The sequence below is a fragment of the Herbaspirillum sp. 1130 genome (assembly GCF_017833835.1).
Taxonomy (GTDB): domain Bacteria; phylum Pseudomonadota; class Gammaproteobacteria; order Burkholderiales; family Burkholderiaceae_D; genus Herbaspirillum; species Herbaspirillum huttiense.
The window spans coordinates 169208-190642 of sequence record NZ_JAFICQ010000003.1 but is presented as its reverse complement, the minus strand read 5'-3'; the positions used below and the strand labels follow the sequence as shown (position 1 = coordinate 190642).

Annotated in this window: 17 protein-coding genes; 7 read left to right on the top strand and 10 right to left on the bottom strand. The window is 62.8% G+C overall.

The genetic code is table 11. The features are described 5' to 3' along the window. Positions 1 to 5: 5 nt before the first annotated feature. Positions 6 to 1166 carry a 4-oxalomesaconate tautomerase gene (locus JOD78_RS14505; RefSeq protein ID WP_348534266.1) on the bottom strand — a complete coding sequence of 387 codons (1161 nt, stop codon included), beginning with the start codon at positions 1164 to 1166 and terminating at the stop codon, positions 6 to 8. A 130-nt stretch (positions 1167 to 1296) separates the two neighbouring features. Here JOD78_RS14505 and JOD78_RS14500 point away from each other — a divergent pair, with 130 nt between their 5' ends. The 7 genes from JOD78_RS14500 to JOD78_RS28005 all read left to right on the top strand — a co-directional run bounded on the left by JOD78_RS14500 (position 1297) and on the right by JOD78_RS28005 (position 11891). Beyond that, positions 1297 to 2502, top strand: coding sequence for a LysR family transcriptional regulator (locus tag JOD78_RS14500; protein WP_034339168.1), 1206 nt, complete (start codon positions 1297 to 1299; stop codon positions 2500 to 2502). 244 nt (positions 2503 to 2746) lie between these two features. Next, a complete protein-coding gene (locus JOD78_RS14495) occupies positions 2747 to 4078 on the top strand; it encodes an aromatic acid/H+ symport family MFS transporter (RefSeq protein ID WP_121038100.1) in 1332 nt (443 codons plus the stop codon). Positions 4079 to 4131: 53 nt separating this feature from the next. After that, the gene (locus tag JOD78_RS14490) at positions 4132 to 5439 is read left to right on the top strand and encodes a gallate dioxygenase (protein ID WP_209568631.1); all 1308 of its coding nucleotides are present in this window, start codon (positions 4132 to 4134) and stop codon (positions 5437 to 5439) included. A gap of 378 nt (positions 5440 to 5817) precedes the next feature. Next, the gene (locus JOD78_RS14485) at positions 5818 to 8316 is read left to right on the top strand and encodes a type VI secretion system Vgr family protein (protein WP_209568633.1); all 2499 of its coding nucleotides are present in this window, start codon (positions 5818 to 5820) and stop codon (positions 8314 to 8316) included. Between the two features lie 22 nt (positions 8317 to 8338). Beyond that, the gene (locus JOD78_RS14480) at positions 8339 to 10591 is read left to right on the top strand and encodes a M23 family metallopeptidase (protein ID WP_209568635.1); all 2253 of its coding nucleotides are present in this window, start codon (positions 8339 to 8341) and stop codon (positions 10589 to 10591) included. Between the two features lie 17 nt (positions 10592 to 10608). Beyond that, positions 10609 to 11196, top strand: coding sequence for a hypothetical protein (locus JOD78_RS28010; RefSeq protein ID WP_245202143.1), 588 nt, complete (start codon positions 10609 to 10611; stop codon positions 11194 to 11196). Positions 11197 to 11282: 86 nt separating this feature from the next. After that, positions 11283 to 11891, top strand: coding sequence for a hypothetical protein (locus JOD78_RS28005; RefSeq protein WP_134134689.1), 609 nt, complete (start codon positions 11283 to 11285; stop codon positions 11889 to 11891). A gap of 112 nt (positions 11892 to 12003) precedes the next feature. On the opposite strand, the gene JOD78_RS14465 is transcribed toward JOD78_RS28005, so the two are convergent. From JOD78_RS14465 to JOD78_RS14425, 9 genes are all read right to left on the bottom strand, one after another. Beyond that, positions 12004 to 12780 carry a class II aldolase/adducin family protein gene (locus JOD78_RS14465; RefSeq protein WP_209568637.1) on the bottom strand — a complete coding sequence of 259 codons (777 nt, stop codon included), beginning with the start codon at positions 12778 to 12780 and terminating at the stop codon, positions 12004 to 12006. Between the two features lie 38 nt (positions 12781 to 12818). Continuing rightward, positions 12819 to 13895, bottom strand: a complete 1077-nt coding sequence (locus JOD78_RS14460) for a 2-dehydropantoate 2-reductase (RefSeq protein ID WP_209568639.1) — start codon at positions 13893 to 13895, stop codon at positions 12819 to 12821. A 20-nt stretch (positions 13896 to 13915) separates the two neighbouring features. Beyond that, complete coding sequence (locus JOD78_RS14455; RefSeq protein ID WP_034334426.1) at positions 13916 to 14665, bottom strand: ABC transporter ATP-binding protein; 750 nt, start codon at positions 14663 to 14665, stop codon at positions 13916 to 13918. Continuing rightward, on the bottom strand, positions 14655 to 16523 hold the full coding sequence (locus JOD78_RS14450; protein WP_209568741.1) for a branched-chain amino acid ABC transporter ATP-binding protein/permease: 1869 nt from the start codon (positions 16521 to 16523) through the stop codon (positions 14655 to 14657). The genes JOD78_RS14455 and JOD78_RS14450 overlap by 11 nt, the downstream gene beginning before the upstream one ends. Positions 16524 to 16558: 35 nt before the next feature. Continuing rightward, entirely contained in the window at positions 16559 to 17593 is a 1035-nt protein-coding gene (locus JOD78_RS14445; protein ID WP_116535770.1) for a branched-chain amino acid ABC transporter permease, read from the bottom strand. A 132-nt stretch (positions 17594 to 17725) separates the two neighbouring features. Next, positions 17726 to 18901: an ABC transporter substrate-binding protein gene (locus JOD78_RS14440; protein WP_209568641.1), complete on the bottom strand. Its 1176-nt coding sequence runs from the start codon at positions 18899 to 18901 to the stop codon at positions 17726 to 17728. Positions 18902 to 18996: 95 nt separating this feature from the next. After that, the gene (locus JOD78_RS14435) at positions 18997 to 19740 is read right to left on the bottom strand and encodes an SDR family NAD(P)-dependent oxidoreductase (protein ID WP_209568643.1); all 744 of its coding nucleotides are present in this window, start codon (positions 19738 to 19740) and stop codon (positions 18997 to 18999) included. A 2-nt stretch (positions 19741 to 19742) separates the two neighbouring features. Continuing rightward, positions 19743 to 20114: a hypothetical protein gene (locus tag JOD78_RS14430; protein ID WP_039788791.1), complete on the bottom strand. Its 372-nt coding sequence runs from the start codon at positions 20112 to 20114 to the stop codon at positions 19743 to 19745. Positions 20115 to 20165: 51 nt separating this feature from the next. Continuing rightward, positions 20166 to 21326 carry an acyl-CoA dehydrogenase family protein gene (locus JOD78_RS14425; RefSeq protein ID WP_121038082.1) on the bottom strand — a complete coding sequence of 387 codons (1161 nt, stop codon included), beginning with the start codon at positions 21324 to 21326 and terminating at the stop codon, positions 20166 to 20168. Positions 21327 to 21435 lie beyond the last annotated feature (109 nt).

Below are 21435 nucleotides of genomic sequence, written 5' to 3'. Positions count from 1 at the left end.
GGGATTCAGGAATAGTCGGTCAGGAGTTCGGCGGGGATCAGCACTTCCCCGCGCAGGATGGGACGCGCCGTGCGCAGCAGCGCGGCACGCAGGACTTGTTGCTGGTCGTGCGGATCCAGCTCCAGCGCAACGCTGAATTCGCCGCTGGGATGCTCCACCGAGACGGTGCGCTGCAAGCCGCTGCCGGGCAGCGCCAGCCCCTGGGCTACCGAGCCTTCCAGCACGCAGGCGGTGGCGACGGTGACGGCGGCCAGCACACCAATGGCCTCGTGGCAGACATGCGGGATGAAGCAGCGGGTGCTGATCGTGCCGCCCGCCAAGGGGGCAGACAGCAGGCACATCTTGGGATAATTCCTGGCACTGACCTCCCCCAGCCCCATGAGCGGACCGCAGGCCAGTCGCAGCGCCTCCAGTCTCTCCTTCAGGAACGCATCGGCATTGAGGACAGCCACGCTTTCATCACCAGTCAGGCCGAAATCAGACGCACGCACCAGTACCATGGGCATGCCATTGTCGATCAGGGTGACGGCCGTCTCGCGCTGCTCACCGCTGGGCGTGACATAACGCACGCTGTCCTGCACGCGCCCCGTGGGCAGCATGGCAGGGCAAACCGAGCCAGCCGTGTCGAGGAAGTTGATGCTGACCGGTGCCGCCGATCCCGGCACGCCATCGATACGGGTATCGCCCCGATAGCGCAGGCGGCCGCCCGGTGTCTGTACCGTCACGTCGCACTGCATGCCGGTGTTGAGTGTGAGGATGCGCGCGGTGGTGGTCTCGGGACCGGCGACGATGAGGCCGCGCTCGATGGCAAAGGGCAGCACGGCGGCCAGCATGTTGCCGCAATTGGGCGTGGTATCGACACGGTCCGATTCGGGCTGCAACTGCGCGAACAGGAAATCCAGATCCACCCCGGTCACGCGGCTGCGGCTGACGATGCCGGCCTTGCTGGTCAGTGGGTGGGCACCGCCGAGGCCGTCGATCTGACGACGATCGGGCGATCCCAGCGCGGTCAGCAACACGCGATCGCGCGCAGCGATGTCCCCTGGCAGATCATCGGCCACGAAGAAGGGACCACGCGAGGTGCCACCGCGCATCAGGGTGCAGGGAATGGCCAGCAGGTCGGACGCGTCAGCGTCTCCGGGAAGAGGGAAATCGAGGTCAGGCACGGCGCTTTACCTTTGAAAACAATGGCGTCGAGTATGCGTGAGCGCCCTGTCGGCTTGGTTGCGTTGTGGGCCTTCCTCTGTTCTAATTTTCTAATCGCGCTCAGAAATCAATGTCCCGGATCGTCACGCCATGGCCCTGCTCAACCTGCGTCACCTGCATGTCTTCAATGTCGTCGCCACCACCGGCGGAGTACGCCGCTCCTCCGACACGCTGCTGCGTGCCTCCTCGGCGGTGGCGCGCTCGGTGGCGGCGCTGGAGCAGAGCCTGTCGGCGCAACTGTTCGAGCGCAAGGGGCGCGGCATGCTGCTGACCGCCGCCGGCGAAGCCGTCCGGCTGCGGGTCGAGCGCATCGAAGCCGAACTGCGCGAAGTGCGCGACGATGCCCTGCGCCTGCGCGACCGCAACGGCCAGCCGGTAGGCAGCCTGGACGCGCTGTTCAATGAACGCCGCCTGCAGGCCGCCGCGCTGCTGGCCGAAACGCATCACATGCCCAGCGTGGCGCGCCTGATGGAAGTGTCGCCCTCGGCGGTGAGCCAGGCCTTGTCGATGCTGGAGGGCATCCTCGGGCAGGCGCTGTTCTTTCGCACCGCGCACGGGATGTTGCCCACCGATGCGGGCCGCCGCTGGACCGAACGCTTCGGCCGGGCGCTGGCCGAACTGCGCCATATTCCGGAAGACATCGCCGCCCTCGACGGTGTGGTGCAAGGTACGGTGACGGTGGGGGCCTTGCCGCTGGCGCGCTCGCAACTGCTGCCGGCGGCCATGACGCGGGTGCTGGCACGCCATCCGCGCCTGCAGATCCGTTCGCTGGAAAGTCCCTATGAAGAGCTGGCCGCCGGCCTCATGAGCGGACGCATCGATTTCATCGTCGGCGCATTGCGCGCCTTCTCCAGTGACACCTTCGACATGCGGCCGCTGGTGGCCGACAGTGCTGCCCTGATCGCACGGGCCGGCCACCCGCTGGCGCGCCGCAAGAAGCTGTCCTTGCGTGATCTCGACGGCTATCCCTGGGTGCTCTCACGGGCCGGGACGCCCTTGCGCGATTCCATCGAGCAATTCTTCCGCGACAGCCACTGGCCGGCGCCCCGCCCTGCGGTGGAAACCGGCGACCTGGCGCTGCTGCGCGGACTGCTGGTGGGCAGCGACATGCTCACCGTGATCTCGGCCCATCAGCTGCAGCATGAGATCGCCACCGGGCAGCTCACCACCCTGCCCTTCGCCATGCGCGGCATGGAGCGCCGCATCGGGCTCATGCAGCGCAAGGGTGCGCATCTGTCGCCCGGCGCCCGGGCACTGCAGGAAGCCATCGAAGCGGTCGCCGCCGCGCTGGACTGAACGGCGCAAGCCCGCAGGCGGCGGCTTGCGGCCCTGCGGACCGCACTTTCCGAATTCCAAAAAAAATCCATCGCGATTAGCAAATGGCAACACTCCGGTAGCCGAAAGCAATACTCGCCAGCCCTCCCCGTCTTACACTTTGTGCCAAGTCGAGGCACGCTGGTGCTGCCTGGACAGGTAATCCCCAAGCCGCGTGCAGACAAGCCGGCAGATTCCCACAACTCGAACCCATCACGGAGACTTAATGAATACAGCACAATCGCTGGACGTGCGTTCGCACATCAACGGGCGCAAGATGTCCGGCTATCAATGGCTACTGCTGATCCTGTGCTTCCTCATCGTGGCCACCGACGGCATGGACGTGGCCATCATGGGCTTCCTGGCACCGGCCATCACCAAGGAATGGGGCATCTCGCGCGCGGCCTTCGGCGTGGTCATGAGTGCCGCGCCCATCGGCCTGGCCGTGGGTGCGCTGCTGGTCGGTCCGCTGTCGGACCGCTACGGCCGCAAGAAACTGCTGATGACGGCGGTGGCCTGGTTCGGTGCGTGCAGCCTGGCCTGTGCCTTCGCGCATGACGTGGTCACGCTCTCGGCGCTGCGCTTCCTGACCGGCCTCGGCCTGGGCGCGGCCATGCCCAATGCCACTACCCTGCTCTCCGAGTATGTCCCGGAGCGTTCGCGCAGCACGCTGCTGGCCATCATGTTCACCGGCTTCAACCTCGGCTCGGGCCTGGTCGGCTTCCTCGCCGCCGCGCTCTTGCCGGAGTATGGCTGGCGCACCGTCCTGATGGTCGGCGGTGCCATCCCGCTGCTGTGCCTGCCCTTCTACCTGTGGCTGGTGCCGGAGTCGGCGCGCTTCATGGTGGTGCGCCACTATCCCGCCGAGCGCATTGCCCGCACCCTGGCGCGCGTGTGCGGCGGCCACTTCGCCGCCGGCCAGACCTTCAGCGTCAGCGAACCGCCGGTCAAGGGCGGCCAGCCGGCCAAGGTGCTGCTCTCGGAGACCTATCGCAAGACCACGCTGTCGCTGTGGGGCACCTACTTCATGGGCCTGCTGGTGATCTACCTGCTCTCGGGCTGGCTGCCCACGCTGATCAAGGATGCCGGCCTGCCCATCGAGAAGGCGGCCAGCATCACGGCCCTGTTCCAGCTGGGCGGCACCGTCGGCGCGCTGGTGGTAGGCTTCCTGATGGATCGCTGGTCGCCCAGCCGTGCCATCGCCTGCGCCTATATCGCCGGTGCCGTCTTCATTCTGCTGCTGGCGTCCGGCAGCGTGCAGTCGGGCATGTTTGCGGCCTACGTGCTGCTGGCCGGCTTCTGCATGAGCGGCGCACAGACCGGACTGAACGCCTTTGCCCCCTCCTGCTATCCGACCGTGGTGCGTGCCACCGGCGTGTCGTGGATGCTGGGCGTGGGCCGCTTCGGCAGCATCCTGGGCTCCTTCGCCGGCGGCGTGCTGCTGTCGATGGGCTGGGGCTTTGGTGCCGTCATCGCCATTCTCGCGGTGCCGGCTACGCTGGCGGCGCTGATCATCGTCTTCATCCAGATGGGGCAGCGTCCGGCGGCTGCGGTTTGATCAAGCTGCTGCATCAATCACATCGGATTCATCTGTTACAGGAATAAATCGTCATGGCCAACATCGTCGGCGCCATCGCCACCTCCCATACACCGACCATCGGCTTCGCGCTGGATGCCAACAAGCAGCACGATGCGGTGTGGGCGCCCATCTTCAAGGCTTACGAGCCGGTGCAGCAATGGCTGCAAGAGAAGCAGCCGGACGTGCTGCTGGTGGTCTACAACGACCACGTGACCTCCTTCTTCTTCGATCATTACTCCGCCTTTGCCCTGGGGGTGGGCAGCGAGTACCAGGTCGCCGACGAAGGCGGGGGGGCGCGCAAGCTGCCGGCCGTCGGTGGCCATGCGGCATTGGCACGGCATATCGGCAGCTCCCTGATGGCCGATGAATTCGACATGGCCTTCTTCCAGAACAAGCCGCTGGACCACGGGTGCTTCTCGCCGCTGTCGATGCTATGGCCGCACCAGGAGGGCTGGCCCGGCCAGATCATCCCGCTGCAGGTGGGCGTGCTGCAGTTCCCGATCCCGACCGCGCGCCGTTGCTACAAACTGGGCCAGGGCCTGCGCCGCGCCATCGAAAGCTATCCGGAGGACCTGGATGTGGTCATCGTCGCGACCGGCGGGCTGTCGCACCAGGTGCATGGCGAGCGTGCGGGGTTCAACAATACGCCGTGGGACCATCAGTTCCTCGATCTCCTGCAGCATGACCCGGAGGCGCTCACGCGCCTGACCCACGCCGAACTGGCGACGCTGGGCGGACTGGAGAGTGCCGAGGTCATCATGTGGCTCATCATGCGCGGGGCCATGCCGGCGGGCGTCAACTGCCGACATCGCGAGTATTACCTGCCCTCCATGACCGGCATCGCGGTGGCCGTGTATGAACCGGCGGTGCCGGCCGATGCGGCCTTACAGGCGGCCGAGGTGGCGCGTCATCGCGAGCACGTGGCGCAGCAGCTCAAGGGCATCGAGCAACTGCAAGGCACCTACCCCTTCACGCTGGAGACGGCCAATGCACGCTACCGCATCAACCGCTATCTGTACCAGCTGATCCAGCCGGCGTTCCGCGAGCGCTTCCGGGCTGATCCGCAGGCCACCTATGAGGAAGCCGGGCTGTCGCAGGAGGAATGCGACATGATCAGCCGCCGCGACTGGCAGGCCATGATTCGCTATGGCGTGATTTTCTTCCTGCTGGAAAAACTGGGCGCGGTGGTCGGCGTGTCGAACCTGCATATCTATGCGGCCATGCGCGGGCAGTCGCTGGAAGAATTCCAGAAGACGCGCAATGCGCCGGGAGCGCTGTACTCGGTGGCGGGCGCGGCGTCGGACAAGGCGGCGGATTGGAACAAGACCGGGACGAAGTGAACGTCTTTGCTTGCGGATGTACCAGGTATCGCGCCCTCCTTCGGAGCGGCGCGATTTTTTATGGATGCCGCCATTCAAAACAATTCGTCATTCCATCAAAAGCGTCGATCTATCTTGACGATGGCGGAGGGAACGCAGCAATACAAATCGCCCGAAAATTAGAATTTCTTCCATTGAGAAAACGCCTCTCGCAACGGAGACTGTCGCCTTCGTCGCCCGTGGCCTCTGCAGCACCGATGAGATCAAGGGCATTGGCCGCATCCGGGACTTCCTCCTTCAAGCCGGGCAAGCGCACTTCGCAAGTGGGCCTGCGTTTTTTGCCTGTTTGTTCACTGGCCTGTTCCGGATTGCGCGAATTCTCCCTGGAAAGCGCATCGCATGCCCGCCCCCTCGCAGAAAGATTCATCCCGCTCCCAAGCGCGCATCACGCAACATCGTCGGCTGCTCCAGCTGGACTCGCCGCTCGGGCCGGACATCCTCCTGCCACAACGGCTCATCGCCACTGAGCGACTGAATCACGGCTACGAAGTCACCCTCGATCTGCTGGCCACGCGCACCGGCATCGCGCTGGAGCAATTGATTGCACAGCCCGTCACCCTGTGGATCAGGCAGCATGAAGGCGATACCCTCCCCTGGCATGGCTACGTGCATACCGCCAAGCGCCTGGGCAGTGACGGCGAGATCGATTTCTGCCAGCTCTCGTTTTCTCCCTGGCTGCATTTCCTGCGCTTTCGCAAGGACGCCCGGATCTGGCAGGACAAGACCACCGAGGACATTCTTGCGGACGTGTTCGACGGCCATCCGCAAGCACGCGGCCACTATCGCTTCGAACTGGAGCGCCCGTCTCTGGCTCGGCCCTATTGCACCCAGTATGAAACCGATTGGAACTTCGTCCAGCGTCTGATGGAAGAAGAAGGCTGGTTCGCCCATCACGAGCAACAGGAGGATGGCGGTGGCCATGTTCTGGTCATTACCGACACTACATGGAGCCTGCCCGGCCTGCACCGGCAAGGCATTGCCTTCCACGGTGCCGGCCCCCGTGACGAGCTCGACAAGATCCTGCAGTGGAGCGCCAGCCGTACGCTCGCCTCGAACGTCTGGCGCGGCCGCAGCGACGACTACAAATCGCCTCGCCTGCAGAAGGAGGCCGAAGAGCAGGTGATGGCAGAGTATGGACTGCTGCCCGCACAGCTGGAGGTGTATGAGTACACCGGCGCATACAGTTTTTCCCAGCAGGAGCAAGGCAATCGTCAGGCCGACCTGCAAGTGGAGCAATGGGAATCTGCGATGCAGCGCTACAGCGGCGTCTCGGGCGTGCGCAATCTGGCTTGCGGGCGCTGGTTCAGGCTGGAGGACCATCCCCTGCATCGCAAGGAGCCGGAGAGCGAACGCCAGTTCGTCATCCTGGCCATTGACTGGTTCATCGAGAACAACCTGCCCCTGTCGCATCAGGCGCTGGATTTTCCGGGCAGCCTGAGCCCTGCACTGCTGGCCTTCAAGGAGTCGATCCGGCGTGAGCGGCAAGTCGACCAGACGGAGAATGAACACACCGGCCATTGCTTCAACCGCTTCGAGGTACAGCGGCGCAAGCTGCCGTTCCGCCCTGCGCGGTCGCATGCCAGGCCGGTCATGCTGCCGCAGACGGCAATCGTCGTGGGGCCTGCGGGAGAGGAGGTTTACACCGATTCTCTCGATCGCATCAAGGTCCAGTTCCGCTGGGACCGGATCAATCCGGGCAATGAGGCGGCGTCCTGCTGGGTCCGGGTGAGTTATGCCAATGCAGGCGAATACTGGGGTGCCGTCCATGTGCCGCGCATCGGGCAGGAAGTCATCGTGTCCTTCCTCAATGGCGACCCGGATCGACCGGTCGTGACGGGGCGCCTGTTCAATGAGGAACAGCGTCCGCCATGGCACAGCAACGGACGGCTATCGGGATTCAAATCCAAGGAATTCGGCGGTGTCGGGTTCAACCAGCTGGTGATGGATGACACCTCCGAACAAAACCGGATTCACCTCTACAGCACCCACGCCCATGCGCAGTTGAATCTCGGCCATCTGGTCAGCCAGACGGGCAATGAGCGCCGCCATTTCTTCGGCACCGGTTTCGCGCTCAGCACCGACGCCTATGGGGCCATCGTCACACACAAGGGCTTGTACATCAGCACCTACGGCAGGCCGGGTGCACAGGGAACGCAACTGGATGCCAGCGAAGCCACCGGCCAGCTGAAAACCGCATCGGCAATGAGCCAGCAACTCTCCGAGAGCGCGGCGAAGGCAGATGCGGAAGCGCTCGGTGGACTGGATGCCCTGGGCAAGATGATCGAAGCGACGCAAGGCACTTACCCGGAAGCCGCGCAATCGGAGGCCCATCGTTTCAAGCAAGCCATCCTGCTGGCCGCGTCGCCCGACGGCATCGGCCTGACCACGCGCAAGGGGCTGCATGCGCATGCCGGAGAGGAGATCACCTTGTCCTCGGGTTCGGATACCAGCATCGCGACCGGCAAGAGTCTGCTGGCCAGCGTCGCCGAAAAAATCAGCCTGTTTGCCTTCAAGGCCGGGATCAAGCTGTTCTCCGCCAAGGGCAAGGTGGAGGTGCAGGCGCAGAGCGACGACCTGGATCTCATTGCCGAGAAGGTGGCGCGGCTGCTGTCGACCAGCGGGCGCGTAGAGATCCATGCGAAAGAAGAGGTGGTGATTTCGGCAGGCGGTTCCTTCATCCAGATCAACGCCTCCGGGATCACGCAAGGAACCGCCGGCAAATGGGAATGCAAGGCGTCGCAGCATGCGATGACGGGTCCGGCACGCGTGTCGTATGCGATGCCATTGCTGCCCGCGAGCGACTTGAATCTGCCCAAGCGCTATCCCTACTCACAGTGAGTTTTTCTTCAACGAGGACATCATGCTGATCAGTCCCCCTTTCCTGCCACCGCGAACGGAGCAACAGAGCGAAGACGAATGGCTCGACCTGGCCATGAATGGCGATGCGCCAGGCCGGGGCGCTTTTCCGGTCAGTTTCAATCTCGGATGGCATGGCGGGATTCACCTGACCGCTCCGAAGGCAGGCAACGCCCATGAACCCGTCCGGGCCATTGCGGATGGCACCATCGTCTTTGTCCGCCCGCCCACGAAAGGCTTGCCCAACCTGCCGCCTGAACATCCCCTCATGTACAACGGCGCGACCAGCGACGGCGTGGTCGTCATCAGGCATGAAGCCGAGATCGGCGAAGGTGAACAGGCGCGCGTCGTCTTCTTCAGTGTCTACATGCACTTGCATGACATCGCGCCGGCCGCGCGGGTCACCCGCTTCGTGCATCGCAAGGAGGTCATCGGCAACGTAGGCTACATCGATGGAGAGATGGGGCGCATGCACTTTGAGATCATTTGCGACGATGCCAATCTCGCCAGGCTCACGGGCCGCGCTTCAGGTCCGCTGCCGCTCACGTCGGACGGACGAAGCGACGTCATCTTCGGCGAAATCCATTTCCACATCCCTGCCGGGACGCCGGTCTACGACAAACCGCCGCTGGCACATTCCGCGCAGGCATTGACGGCAGCTCCGAAACCGCTGCGTCCATCGCGCGACAAGGAGCCCGATCCCCCGGTTGCGCTCTCTGCCGTCCACATCACCGCCAGTGACATGATCCTGGGCGTGCGCTATCCCGGTGCCGAGGGCAACGTCGCCAGCACCGGGGAAGCGGTGCTCACCACTTACGCGATGGACGGGACCAGGACTGGCACGCCCCTCAGGGAAAAGGATGGCGAAGCTGATCTCTACAAGCATGCGGTCCGGATCGCCAACGCCTGTCCCGAAGCGCAGCGCCCTGCCCCGAGCGCCGTGTATGAACTGCTGCGTTTTGGACGCGTGATCGGGCCGGACAAGCTGCCATCCGCCAGCCTGCCCCACTGGAGAAAGCTGACTTATCCCGGCGGAGAAGGCTGGATCAACCTGAATGCCGCCAACATCCGAAAGTTCAGCGATGCAGATTTCCCACATTGGAAGCAGTGGCGCCTCATCAATGACGATACCGACCAGGATAGCCGCTGTGATTCGCGGACGATCCGGGGCTGGCTCGATACCGACAAGGATGGACGTGTCCAGCCGGCAGAAGCCAGGTCCAGGATGGCCGAGGCGGACATGGCCTACAGGTTGCGCCGGGTCATCGCGCGGTTTCCAACTGAGTGGGAGAGCAGCACGATCGAGGCGCGCTGGGGATGGTTGAAGACCAGCACGGCAGAAAATCCGACGCCGCTGAGCAATACGGATTTTGAGGCATTGCGTGCGCATATCAGCGCCCTTGCCTTCTGGCCCGGGGGCACTGAGTTGCCCAGAAATCATTGGCACTGGCATCCGAAGGAATTCATTCGCCATTTCCGCAAATGTGCGTGGCTCAGTGCGAAGGACCTGGCGCGCATCTATCCGGATGAGAAATATCCGTTGAAGGCGCTGGAGGCAGAGGGACGCCAGCGCACCCCGGCCTCGATTCGAGAAACCTACCGGAATGACATCAACAAGGTGATGCGCAAGTACCTGATCAATTCACCGGTGCGGATGACGCATTTTCTTGGAGAAGGGGCGGTTGAATGCAACTATCTCGTGATGATGGCGGAGGGATCAGTGAGCTTCACCAGGAATCCGACGCATGAGAGTTTTCAGCCGGAGGATGCGGGGTTCTACGCGCCCAAGGGCAAGACGGATTATCTCTATTACCTCACCGGAAGGCTTGGCAATATCGAAGAGCATGACGGGCCGAAGTTCAGGGGGCGGGGGATCAAGCAACTGAGTGGGCGGGAGAATTACAGCAAGTATTGGGTGTATCGAGGATGGCTATCTCCCAGTTCATTTGCGCCGGATTGGTGGAATCCAAAACGTCCGGACAAGGCCCCAAAGATTTCTGACCCGCAGAGACTTTCAATCAATGTTTATAACGCAGTCGATTCGGGCGGATGGTATTGGACAGCAGGTGCCAAAGACAACGGATTTAAGAGTATCAACCTGCAAATTAGATCGGCTGTTATTGACGAACTGACAGTACAAGCCGTAGCAAAGGCAATCAATGGCGTTAATGGCACCACAAAAAAGCCAAATCATTTACCTGAGCGCTTGAAGGAGACTCTTTGGGCACAGAACATATTAATGGATAACAGCAAATGATCAGAATCAGGATTCTCTTGTTCACTCTCTTCACCGCGTTTGCTCCATCAGTTTCGGCAAAAGAAATTTCAACAAAGGATTTAGCCCTACTAAAGCGAGTTCTGCATATTCCAGTCACGTGGCATATAAAAAAAAATATGGCACCTCTAGGAAAAGATTTCCCCGAAACTTATTGCACGGTTTTTTTATCACGGAAGAGCAAGCAATGGCTCGGGGAACTATGTCTCACATCAAACACGGATTTCATTCAGACCATGGGCATTTGGAACGAAGTCCCCGAGGAGGAGGACTGGGCAGATCGCAGTCGATACGAAGTCGGCTACTGGCGCGTCACACCACTCTCCATCTACCCGATGACGCCATTCATCTTGAAGCCGATCAAGAACTACGCCGCAGAATCGGACTGTTATATGGAAGACGGACCAGTCTATCGCGCCACCAGCATGTGCCACACCACACTTTATGAGATGCGTCCAGGGGTCTTCATTTACAGCATCTTTCACGTATTTGACAACGTGAAGCGCAAGCAAAAGGTAAAAATTTCTGACATCCGTGCCCTATGGCTTCAGGTAGGGAATAAGGTAAGAAAACAATCCAGCCGCTGATACCGCATTCAGCAGGCTCTGCAACTCTCTCCTGTCGATCAAGCCTTTCCTGGCAGTCCTCATCAACAACAGCAATTAAAAACTAAATGAAAGCGTCCAATTACTACCTGCTCCTTCTCGGGGTCTTACTAATGAATTCCGGCAAGACTGCAACATTGTCTTCCGGCGATCTGACCTTGGTGAAAAAAGTCACGAACATCCCCAACACATGGGCCATCTCTAGAAAGCCATCTCCATGGAATACCAAGTCCCGCGATACGTATTGCACGGTCTTCTTGTCCAAAGAGAGAAAAAAATGGCTTGGCAATTTCTGCATTTCTTCTAGCGAAGAAATGCGCTTCGACATGGGCGTATGGGACGAAGTACCTGATGAAGAACATTGGGGTGACCGCAGTAAAGAAGAGATTGGCTACTGGAGCGTCACCCCGATGTTCATCTATCCAATGACGCCGTTTATCACCCACCCCATCAAGAATTATGCCGCCGAGATTGATTGCAATCTGGGTGATGGAATTGGGTATCGACCAACCAACACCTGTCACAGTGCCTATTACCAGCTGCGTGAGGGCGTATTCATTTACAGCATATTTCATCTTTCCGATGATGTGAGGCGCAAACAGAAGGCGCGAATCTCGGACATAAAAGCTTTATGGCTCCAGGTAGGAAACAGGATCAAAAACAAATCCAGTCAATGACCTTGGAAAAACTCACAGCGAATTCGAACAAAGAGCGGCCGCAGTAGCCTGCACCAACGCTTGGCCGCCCAAATCCACCCACCCCAGCCGCCCCATTGATCCATCCCAAAGCTCAACCCACCTGATAAACCCCCTTCAACATCTTCCGCACAATCGCCTCAAAGAAAATCACCGCAAACCCGTCATTGCGAATGAGCTGCTGCGTCAGGTCCGCGCATTTCTGCCTTACCGCATCCGGCAACAGCTGATCCTCCCCCGCCATCGACCGTCCCGCCACCTGGATCTCGGCGGCCCGCTGCACCGTCCACAGCAGGAAGAAGGCGCGCTGGATATCGCTCTCGCACACCGCCACCCCGTGATTGCGCAAGACCAGAATGTGCTTGTCCCCGAGACTCTGCAACATGCGCTCCTTCTCCTCCGCAAACAGCGTAATGCCCTCGAACTCGTGATACCCGATGCGCCCGAACAATTGCGCCCCATAGAAATCGTTGTGCTCGAAGCCGCTCTTCTTCATCGTCACTGCCGAGATCGGCGTGGTATGCGTATGGATCACGCAGCGCAAATCATCACGCGCACCATGGATGGCGCTATGCAGCGCGAACCCGGCCGGATTGGCCTTGTAGTCCGACGGTTCGGCCAGTTGCCCATCCAGCCCCACCTTGAGCAGGTTGGTCGGCGTCACTTCGTTGTAGTTCAGCGCAAAGGGATTGACCAGGTAATGATGCTCCGGCCCCGGCACACGCACCGAGATGTGGTTGAAGATCATCTCCGTCCAGCCCAGGTAATCCACCAGCCGGTAACAGTGCGCCAGCTGGATGCGCAGTGCCCATTCTTCATCACTGCAGTGGGATGGCTTATCTGCGCCATAGCTGAATTGCATGATATTCATCGATTTGACTCCTGAATCCGAAAATGAGGTGATCGCGCTCAGGCGGCCCGTGCCGCCGGCTGCGGTTGTTGTGTCTGCTGCGCTCTCTGTTGTCCTGTCTGCTCTGTCTGCTGCTGCGCCGCCTCGCCGCGAAAACGCGCCAGCGACACGATGGCCCGCGTGATCGGCATCGGGATGGCATAACGCTCGGCCATTTCCAGCACCGCATCGCCGATGGCCGCCAGCTCCAGTGGCCGTCCGCGCTCCAGATCCTGCAGCATCGAAGTGCGGAAGGCCCCCATGGCCTCGCCCAGCTGCAGGAAGGTCAGTGGATCGATATCCACCCGCGCCCCATGGCTGGAGGCCACCAGCAAGGTCTCGCGCATGATCTGGCTGACCACCTCGCGCAACTCGGGCAAGCCGTACAGCTGCTGCAGCGTGCCCTGCGTGATGACCGACAGCGGGTTGGTGCTGATGTTGGCGATGATCTTGGTCCACAGCTTGTCGCGGATGCGATCCGTGGCGCGGGCTTCGATACCAGCCGCTTCCACCGCCGCCCGCACGCGCATGAGCCGCTCGCTCATCTCGCCGGAAGGTTCGCCCAGCACCATCAGGTGCGGATTGACCGAGCGGATCACGCCCGGGCTCTCGACCTCGGCCGTGATGAAGAGCACGCTGCCAATCAGCCGGTCCAGCGCAACCGCGTTTGACAGCGCACCATCCGGGTCCACGGCCTTGACGGCCTGGCCATCGAAGCGCCCGCCCTCTCGGTGGAAATACCACCACGGCACGCCATTGTTGGTCGGGATCACCACCGTCTCTTCGCCCACCATGGGCGCGATCTGGGGCAGCAGGGCTGACATGTCCTGACTCTTGGCGCACAGGAAAATGACGTCCTGAACACCGAACTCCGGCAACTGGCTGGCCGCCGGACGGGCGTGGGTGGTGCCGTGCAGGTCATGCAAGGTCAGGCCGCGCTCGCGGATGGCCTGCAGCGTCTGGCCGCGCGCCAATACGCTGACCTGATGTCCGGCCGCCGATAGCCGCACGGCCAGGGTGCCGCCGATGGCACCGGCGCCGGCGATGCAGATGCGCAGCGGTGCTGGCACAGGAGAAGAGGAAGTTTCTTGTTTCATGGAATTCAAGGAAGAAGACATCAGCCAGCCAGCTTGTCCTGGTGCTTGCCGGACAAGCCCAGGTAAGCCTCGATCACGCGGCGGTCATGGGCCAGCTGGCTGGCCGGGCCGTGCATGCGGATCTCGCCGTTCTCCAGCACGTAGCCGTAATCGGCCACCTGCAGCGCGGCGCGTGCGTTCTGCTCCACCAGCAGGATGGAGACGCCGCGCCGGCGCAGCTCGGCGATGATGCGGAAGATCTCGCGCACGATCAGCGGGGCCAGCCCCAGGCTGGGCTCGTCCAGCATCAGCAGGCGCGGTTTGGCCATGAGCGCACGGCCCACAGCCAGCATCTGGCGCTCGCCGCCCGAGAGCGTGCCGGCCTGTTGCGTGCGGCGTTCACGCAAGCGCGGGAAGAGCGTATAGACCTCTTCCAGCGTCGCCGCGTAGTCGCGCTGGCCGGTGCGGTAGCGCTGGAAAGCCCCCAGCATCAGGTTGTCTTCGATGTTCATCTCCGAGAACAGCTCACGCTTCTCCGGCACCAGGGTCATGCCGGCCGCCACCATCTCTTCGACCTCGGGCGAATGGCGGATGGTGCCGTCAAACGCCATCGCCCCGCGCGAGGGCAACACCCCCATGATGGCCGACAGCAGCGTGGTCTTGCCCGCGCCATTGGGGCCGATCACGGTGACGATCTTGCCCTGCTCCACCGAGAGGTCGATGCCCGACAGTACCTGCACCCGGCCATAGGCCGCCGACAGGTCGCGTACTTCCAATACCTTATTGCCCATGATGTGCTCCTGCTGCGATGGCATTGCCCGCGCCCTCTTCGACTGCGGCGCCCTCTTCCTCGTCGGCCACGCCCAGATAGGCTTCCAGCACGGCGCGATTGTTCTGGATCTCTTCGGGCAAGCCCTCGGCGATCTTCTGGCCGAAGTCCATCACCACGATGCGGTCCACCAGTTCCATCACGAAATCCATGTCGTGTTCCACCAGCAGGATGGCCATGCCTTCGCTGCGCAGCTTGCGCAGCAGGTCGCCCAGCGACTGCTTCTCCCCAAGGCGCAGACCCGCTGCGGGTTCATCCAGCAACAGCAGGCAGGGATCGGCGGCCAGCGCACGGGCGATTTCCAGGATGCGTTGCTGGCCCAGCGACAGCGCACCGGCCTGCTCGAACATCTGTGCTTTCAATCCGACACGTTCGATCTGGCGCGCCGCTTCCGCCAGGATGCGCGTCTCTTCCTGGCGATCCAGACGCAGCATGGACGACAGCACACCGCGCTGGCCGCGCAGATAGGCACCGATGGCGACGTTCTCCAGCACCGTCATGCGCGGCATCAGGCGTACATGCTGGAAGCTGCGGCTCATGCCCAGCCCGGCGATGTGACGCGAACCGCGACCGGTGACCTCATGGCCGCGGAACTGCACGCTGCCCGAGGTCGGTGTATCGACACCGGAAATCTGGTTGAAGAGCGTGGACTTGCCCGCCCCATTGGGACCGATCAGGGCCAGCACTTCACCGGCCATCACCTTCAGGCTCATGTTGTTGTTGGCCACCAGACCGCCGAACTTGCGGGTCACGTCCCGCACGTCCAGCACCACTTCCTGCGGCGCAGGCATGGGGCGGCGCGGCAGCGCTTCGGCTTGCGGATCAATCGCCAGCCGTCGGCTGCGCACCGGCACCAGACGTGCCAGGTAAGGCCACAGCCCATCGCGCGAACGCTGCAGCAGCACCACGATCAGGAGCCCGAAGACGATGGTCTCGAAATTCCCCGAGCGTCCCAGCACCACCGGCAGGATGCCCTGCAGCCATTCCTTGAGTACCACGATCAAGGTCGAGCCCAGCACCGCGCCCCACACATGGCTGGCCCCGCCCAGCACCGCCATGAACAGGTAGTCGATGCCGAAGCCCAGCCCGAAGGGCGAGGGATTGACGAAGCGCTGCATGTGCACGTACAGCCAGCCCGACAGGGCCGCCAGCACGGCCGCGATCACGAAGACCACGATGCGCATGCGCGCCGTATCGATGCCCATGGCCTCGGCCATCACGATGCCGCCCTTGAGTGCGCGGATGGCGCGGCCCTCGCGCGAATCCAGCAGATTGCTCAGGGCCGCCACGCTCAGCAGCACGGCCACCCAGATCAGGCCAAACATGGCCCGGTCGGAACTGAGCGCGATGCCAAAGAACGTGATCGAGGGAATGCCCGACATGCCGGTCTGCCCGCCCATGCTCTCCAGCGTACCGAAGATGAAATACAGGCTGATGCCCCAGGCGATGGTGCCCAGCGGCAGGTAGTGGCCGGAGAGCTTGAGCGTGACGCTGCCCACCGCAAAGGCCAGCACGGCCGTCAGCACCAGGGCCACCACCAGTGCCACCCAGGGCGATTGCATCCACAGCAGCGCATCGGGCAGCGGCAGGATCTTGGCCGACAGTGCCGCCGAGAAGTAGGCACCCAGACCGACGAACGCCGCCTGCCCGAAGCTGGTCAGGCCGGCCACGCCGGTCAGCAGCACCAGTCCCAGCACCACCAGCGAGGCCAGGCCGATGTTGTTCAACAAGGTCATGGTGAACGGTGGCAGCACGAAGGGCGCAACCGCCAGCAGGACCACGAACAGGCCCAGCGCCGCGCGCGAGGACAAGCGCGCCATCGGACGTTTGGAAGAAGAGGTGGAGGCAGCGGGTTTCATTCTTCTTCCTCCACGTGACGGGTCGAGAGAGAACGCCATAGCAGGATGGGAATGATCAGCACGAAGACGATGATTTCCTTGTAGGCACTGGCCCAGAAGGTCGAGAAGGATTCGATGAGGCCAATGGCCAGTGCACCGATGGCCGCCACCGGATAGCTGACCAGCCCGCCGATGATGGAACCAACGAAGCCCTTCAGGCTGATCAGGAAGCCGGAGTCATAGTAGATCGTGGTGATGGGCGCGATCAGCACGCCCGACATCACGCCAATGAGTGAAGCCAGCAGGAACATGGCCTTGCCCGCGAACACCGGCGAGATGCCCATCAGGCGCGCGCCCATGCGGTTCAGCGCAGCCGCGCGCAAGGCCTTGCCATAGAGCGTGCGCTCGAACATCAGGAACAGCCCCACGATGAGCAGCAGCGACACGCAGATCACCCACAGCGCCTGACTGGAAAAGCGCAGGCTGCCCAGTTCCAGGCTGGCCTCGGTGAAGGGCGCGGTGCGTGCGCCTTCGGGGCCGAACACCAGCAGCGCCACACCGACCAGCGCCACGTGCACGGCGATGGAGACGATCAGCAGCACCAGCGGCGAGGCCGAAGCGATGGGCTGGAAAGCCATGCGGTACATCAGCGGCCCCATCGGCACCAGCAGCAGCAGGGTCATGGCGATCTGCGCCAGCATGGGCAAGGTGGCGAAGTTGAGATTCAGGGCCAGTCCCGCCACGACCACCGCATACACCAGCTTGGCCGGCAGCCACAGACTGGGGCGGCGGCGGCTGGTGCGCCACATGTCGTAGAGATCGAAGGCACAGGCGCCCAGGCACATGGCCACCAGCAGCCAGGCGACGGTGAGCGGCTGGCCGTTCTGCATCATGCCCATGGTGAGTGCGCCGAAGGAGACGAACTCGCCCTGCGGGATCAGAAGGATACGAGTGACGGTAAAGACCAGGACGATGGACAGCGCCAAGAGCGCATAGATGGCACCGTTGGTGATGCCGTCCTGTCCCAGCAGCGCCACGATTTGGAGATTCATTGCGACTTCCTTGTGGAGCCGGCGCGCGCTGCCATCCAGCCGGGAACGACGCGCCAGGTTCGGGATGCGGGTGGAGGTGGAACACTGCGCCCGCCCGGCGTGGAGGCCGGACCGGCGCAGCAGGCGTGGTCCTTACGGCTTGAGCAGGGTCCAGTTGCCGCCCTTGACGGTGATGAGCTCACGACCACGTTCATCGAAACCGCTGTGATCCGCCGGGCTCATGTTGTAGACGCCCTGGGTGCCGACCACTTCCTTGGTGCTTTCCAGTGCATCGCGCAGGGCGGCGCGGAATTCCTTGCTGCCCGGCTTGGCCTTCTTCGCGGCCACAGGAATGGCTTTCTCCAGCAGCAGGCCGGCGTCATACACGTTGGCACCGAAGGTGGCGGGCACGGTGTTGTACATCTTCTTGTAGGCCTCGATGTACTCGGTGGCGACCTTCTTGGAGGGATTGCTGTCCGCGATCTCGGGCAGTACCAGCATCAGGCTCGCGGCCAGGATGGTGCCCTCGACCTTGTTCTTGCCCAGCTGCAGGAAGGCCGGCAAGGCCGCGCCGTGGGTCTGGTAGATCTTGCCCTTGTAGCCCTGGTCGAACAGCGTGGTCTGCGGCAGCACGGTGGCCGCGCCCGGGGCCGCCACCAGCACGGCATCCGGATTGGCAGCGACGATCTTGAGCGTCTGCGCGGTGACCGAAGTATCGGTGCGCTGGTAGCGCTCATTGGCCACGATCTTGATGTTGTTCCTGGCTGCCAGCTCCGTGAAGACCTTGGCCCAGTTCTCACCGAAGGGATCGTTGACGGCGATGAAGCCGGCCGTCTTGACCTTGCTCTTGACCATCTGCGCCACCAGCGCGCTGGCGATCAGGTCATCGTTCTGCGTGGTCTTGAAAACCCACTTCTTCTGCTCCGTCATCGGCAGCACCACGGCCGCCGTGCCCACCGGGGCCAGCATCGGCACGCCGGCTTCGGCCGCAAAGGAAATCACGCCCATGGCATTGGGCGAACCGCTGGGGCCGATGATGGCATCGACGTTGTATTCGGCAATCAGTTTCTTGACTTCGGTGACCGACTTGGTCGGATCGCTGGCGTCGTCCAGCGAGATGTATTCGATCTTCAGATCACCGGCCTTGGCCGGCAGCAGCGGCACGGTGTTCTTCTGCGGAATGCCCACCAGCGAGACCGGCCCGGTGGAGGAGGTCACGACCCCGATCTTGACCTGGGCAAAGGCAGGATTGCCGGCGACGCTGGCGAGGGTTCCGGCAGCGGCCAGAACGGCAGTGGCGGCGGTGGCAATCAGGCGTTTGTGCAGCATGTGTTTCTCCCTTGTTGGTTGAGATGATGGCGGGCTTCCCCACGCCGCCACCGATCTGGGACAGCAATCTGGCATCGGCACCAGGCCGATCTTCATCAACGCATGTAGAGCCCGCCGTTGATGTCGAGGCAGGCCCCGGTGGCCGAACCCGCAGCGGGCGAGGCCAGCAGCAGCACCGCATCGGCGATGAAATCGGGTTCGCCCAGCGTCTTGACCGGAATGGTGGCGATGGTCGCAGCCAGCTTGTCGGCCGGCACGATTTCGCGCACGATGGGCAGGTCCAGCGGGCCCGGCGAGATGGCATTGACGGTCACCCCGGCGCCTGCGAGTTCACGCGCAAATACCTTGGTCAGGGTCATTACCGCCCCCTTGGCCGCTGCATAGTGCGCACCGGTGGCGGTGCCGCCGTTTTGCCCGGCCAGCGAGGCGATGTTGATGATGCGTCCGTAGCCGCGATCGGCGAAGCGTTTGCCGAACACCTGGCACGCAAGAAACGTGCCTTTCATGTTGATGGCGGTGACCTCGTCCCACTCCTCGGGAGTGATCTCCATCAACGCTGCCACACGCGAGCGGCCCGCATTGTTGACCAGCACCGCCGCCCCGCCCCAGCGCAATTCGATGGCGTCGCAGGCGGCGATGAAGTCCGGCTTGCGGCGCACGTCCAGCGCCAGCGGCATGGCGGTGGCCCCGCTGGCATCAAGACTGGCGGCCACTGCCGAGACCTGTTCCAGGTCGATGTCGGCCAGCGCCACCTTGTAGCCGGCGGCGTGCATCTTGCGCGCGATGCTTTCGCCGAGGCCGCGTGCGGCACCGGTGACCAGGGCAATCTTCTTGTCCATGATCAGGCGCCCTGGATGATCAGGGCGCGGCCCACGCGGGCTTCGATCTTGCCGTACTTCCACAGGCGGTGTTCACCGACCATGGTGGTGCGGAACAGGTTGCAGGCCGCCACCACCGTATCGAGATCGGCCACGTCGGCCATGATGTAGAAGGTCCACGGCGCATCGTCGGACTTGCCCACCATGAGACGGTCATCGTCCATGGTTCCCAGTACCTTGATGCCGTCCATGGTGGCCAGTGCCGTCATCATCTGGCCATAGGCCTGCCACACCGGACCAGTCTCGGTGGCGGGCAGGTCGAAGAAGTTTTGCGTCACGCCGACACAGAAGAGGACGCGCAGCGGTTCTTTATCATTGCTTGGGACTTGGCTCATGAGGGCTCCGGGCTGAAAACTTGAAATCAAAAAGGGAAAGGACGCGGCGGCTTACAGGAAGCCCGGCATCGGCGGCACGCCCAGCGTGACCGCACCGGCACCGTCATAGATGCCCTCGCCCAGGAAGGCGTGCTGCTTGACCACGGCGGCATCGCGCAGATAGCGCTGCAGCGGGTGATTGCTGTAGATGGCGGTGGTACCGGCCAGGCCGAACATGGCCTGCGTGACTTCATTGCCGACCTTGGCGATTTCCACGGCGGTCAGGCGCAGCAGGCTGACCTGCTCGGGCGTGACGGGGTTGCCGGCGAGGATGGAATGCCAGACTTCGCCGGTGGCGTCGTAGAGGAAGGCGCGCGCCGAACGCAATTTCGCTTCGGCCTTGGCGACCTCGATGCGCACATAGGAACGGTCGGCCAGCTTGGGCGCACCGGTAATGGCAACACGGCCACCGGACATTTGGTTGATCTCGTCGATGGCGGCGCGTCCGACGCCCAGGTTCACCACCGCCAGCACCTGCGCGGCATAGGCGATGGTCGGATAGCGGTACAGCGGTTCATCGATGGTGGGCACACCGCCACGGATGAAGGTCCATTCCTCGGGGACGAATTGCTGGCTCACCTTGAGGTCATGGCTGCCGGTACCGACCAGTCCCATCACGTCCCAGTTGTCGATGATCTCGACCTGCTCCGGCGGCAGCACGGCGGTGCGCGGCTTGGAACCGGCCTGGCCGGGCACGGCCGCACCGATGCCCACACCCAGCACATCGGCGCCCTTGCAGCCGCTGGCGAACTTCCAGGTGCCATTGACCATCCAGCCGCCCTCGACCTGCTCGGCCGGCTGCAGCGGGAACAGGCCGCCGGCAAAGGTCAGGTCCGGCCCCTTGGCATACAGCCTGGCTTGCGTTTCCCTGGGCAGAGCGGCCAGATAGACCGAGGCCGAACCGAAACTGGCGACCCAGCCGACCGAGGCATCGGCGACGGAAATGCGTTCGATCATCTGCAGGAAACCCATCGGCGAGAGACCGCTGCCGCCGAAGCATTGCGGGGTGGCGGCGCGATAGACACCGGCCTTCTTCAACTGCGCGATGAAATCCTTGGGCACGAAACGCTGCGCGGCGAATTCCTCGCGGCGCGCACGGATCTCGGCCAGCAACGGGACCAGGGCATCTTCTTCACGGGCGGCCAGCGCGGCCGGGTTCTCCATCACGGACATTGCATTCTCCAGGTGGCTTGCATCAGAATGAAGTCGAGTGTAGGGAGCGGCGTATCCCGGTTCAATCGGGAGCGCTGCAGCTTTTTTAGGGGAATAGGTGAAGCCTTCT

What these genes read in the sequence shown, in the direction of transcription:
- JOD78_RS14485 (WP_209568633.1), top strand. Translation starts at nt 5,818, where the DNA reads ATGCCCGCCCCCTCGCAGAAAGATTCATCCCGCTCCCAAGCGCGCATC.
- JOD78_RS14445 (WP_116535770.1), bottom strand. Translation starts at nt 17,593, where the DNA reads ATGAATCTCCAAATCGTGGCGCTGCTGGGACAGGACGGCATCACCAAC.
- JOD78_RS28005 (WP_134134689.1), top strand. Translation starts at nt 11,283, where the DNA reads ATGAAAGCGTCCAATTACTACCTGCTCCTTCTCGGGGTCTTACTAATG.
- JOD78_RS14450 (WP_209568741.1), bottom strand. Translation starts at nt 16,523, where the DNA reads ATGGCGCGCTTGTCCTCGCGCGCGGCGCTGGGCCTGTTCGTGGTCCTG.
- JOD78_RS14490 (WP_209568631.1), top strand. Translation starts at nt 4,132, where the DNA reads ATGGCCAACATCGTCGGCGCCATCGCCACCTCCCATACACCGACCATC.
- JOD78_RS14455 (WP_034334426.1), bottom strand. Translation starts at nt 14,665, where the DNA reads ATGGGCAATAAGGTATTGGAAGTACGCGACCTGTCGGCGGCCTATGGC.
- JOD78_RS14440 (WP_209568641.1), bottom strand. Translation starts at nt 18,901, where the DNA reads ATGCTGCACAAACGCCTGATTGCCACCGCCGCCACTGCCGTTCTGGCC.
- JOD78_RS14430 (WP_039788791.1), bottom strand. Translation starts at nt 20,114, where the DNA reads ATGAGCCAAGTCCCAAGCAATGATAAAGAACCGCTGCGCGTCCTCTTC.
- JOD78_RS14460 (WP_209568639.1), bottom strand. Translation starts at nt 13,895, where the DNA reads ATGAAACAAGAAACTTCCTCTTCTCCTGTGCCAGCACCGCTGCGCATC.
- JOD78_RS14480 (WP_209568635.1), top strand. Translation starts at nt 8,339, where the DNA reads ATGCTGATCAGTCCCCCTTTCCTGCCACCGCGAACGGAGCAACAGAGC.
- JOD78_RS14465 (WP_209568637.1), bottom strand. Translation starts at nt 12,780, where the DNA reads ATGAATATCATGCAATTCAGCTATGGCGCAGATAAGCCATCCCACTGC.
- JOD78_RS14500 (WP_034339168.1), top strand. Translation starts at nt 1,297, where the DNA reads ATGGCCCTGCTCAACCTGCGTCACCTGCATGTCTTCAATGTCGTCGCC.
- JOD78_RS14425 (WP_121038082.1), bottom strand. Translation starts at nt 21,326, where the DNA reads ATGTCCGTGATGGAGAACCCGGCCGCGCTGGCCGCCCGTGAAGAAGAT.
- JOD78_RS14435 (WP_209568643.1), bottom strand. Translation starts at nt 19,740, where the DNA reads ATGGACAAGAAGATTGCCCTGGTCACCGGTGCCGCACGCGGCCTCGGC.
- JOD78_RS14495 (WP_121038100.1), top strand. Translation starts at nt 2,747, where the DNA reads ATGAATACAGCACAATCGCTGGACGTGCGTTCGCACATCAACGGGCGC.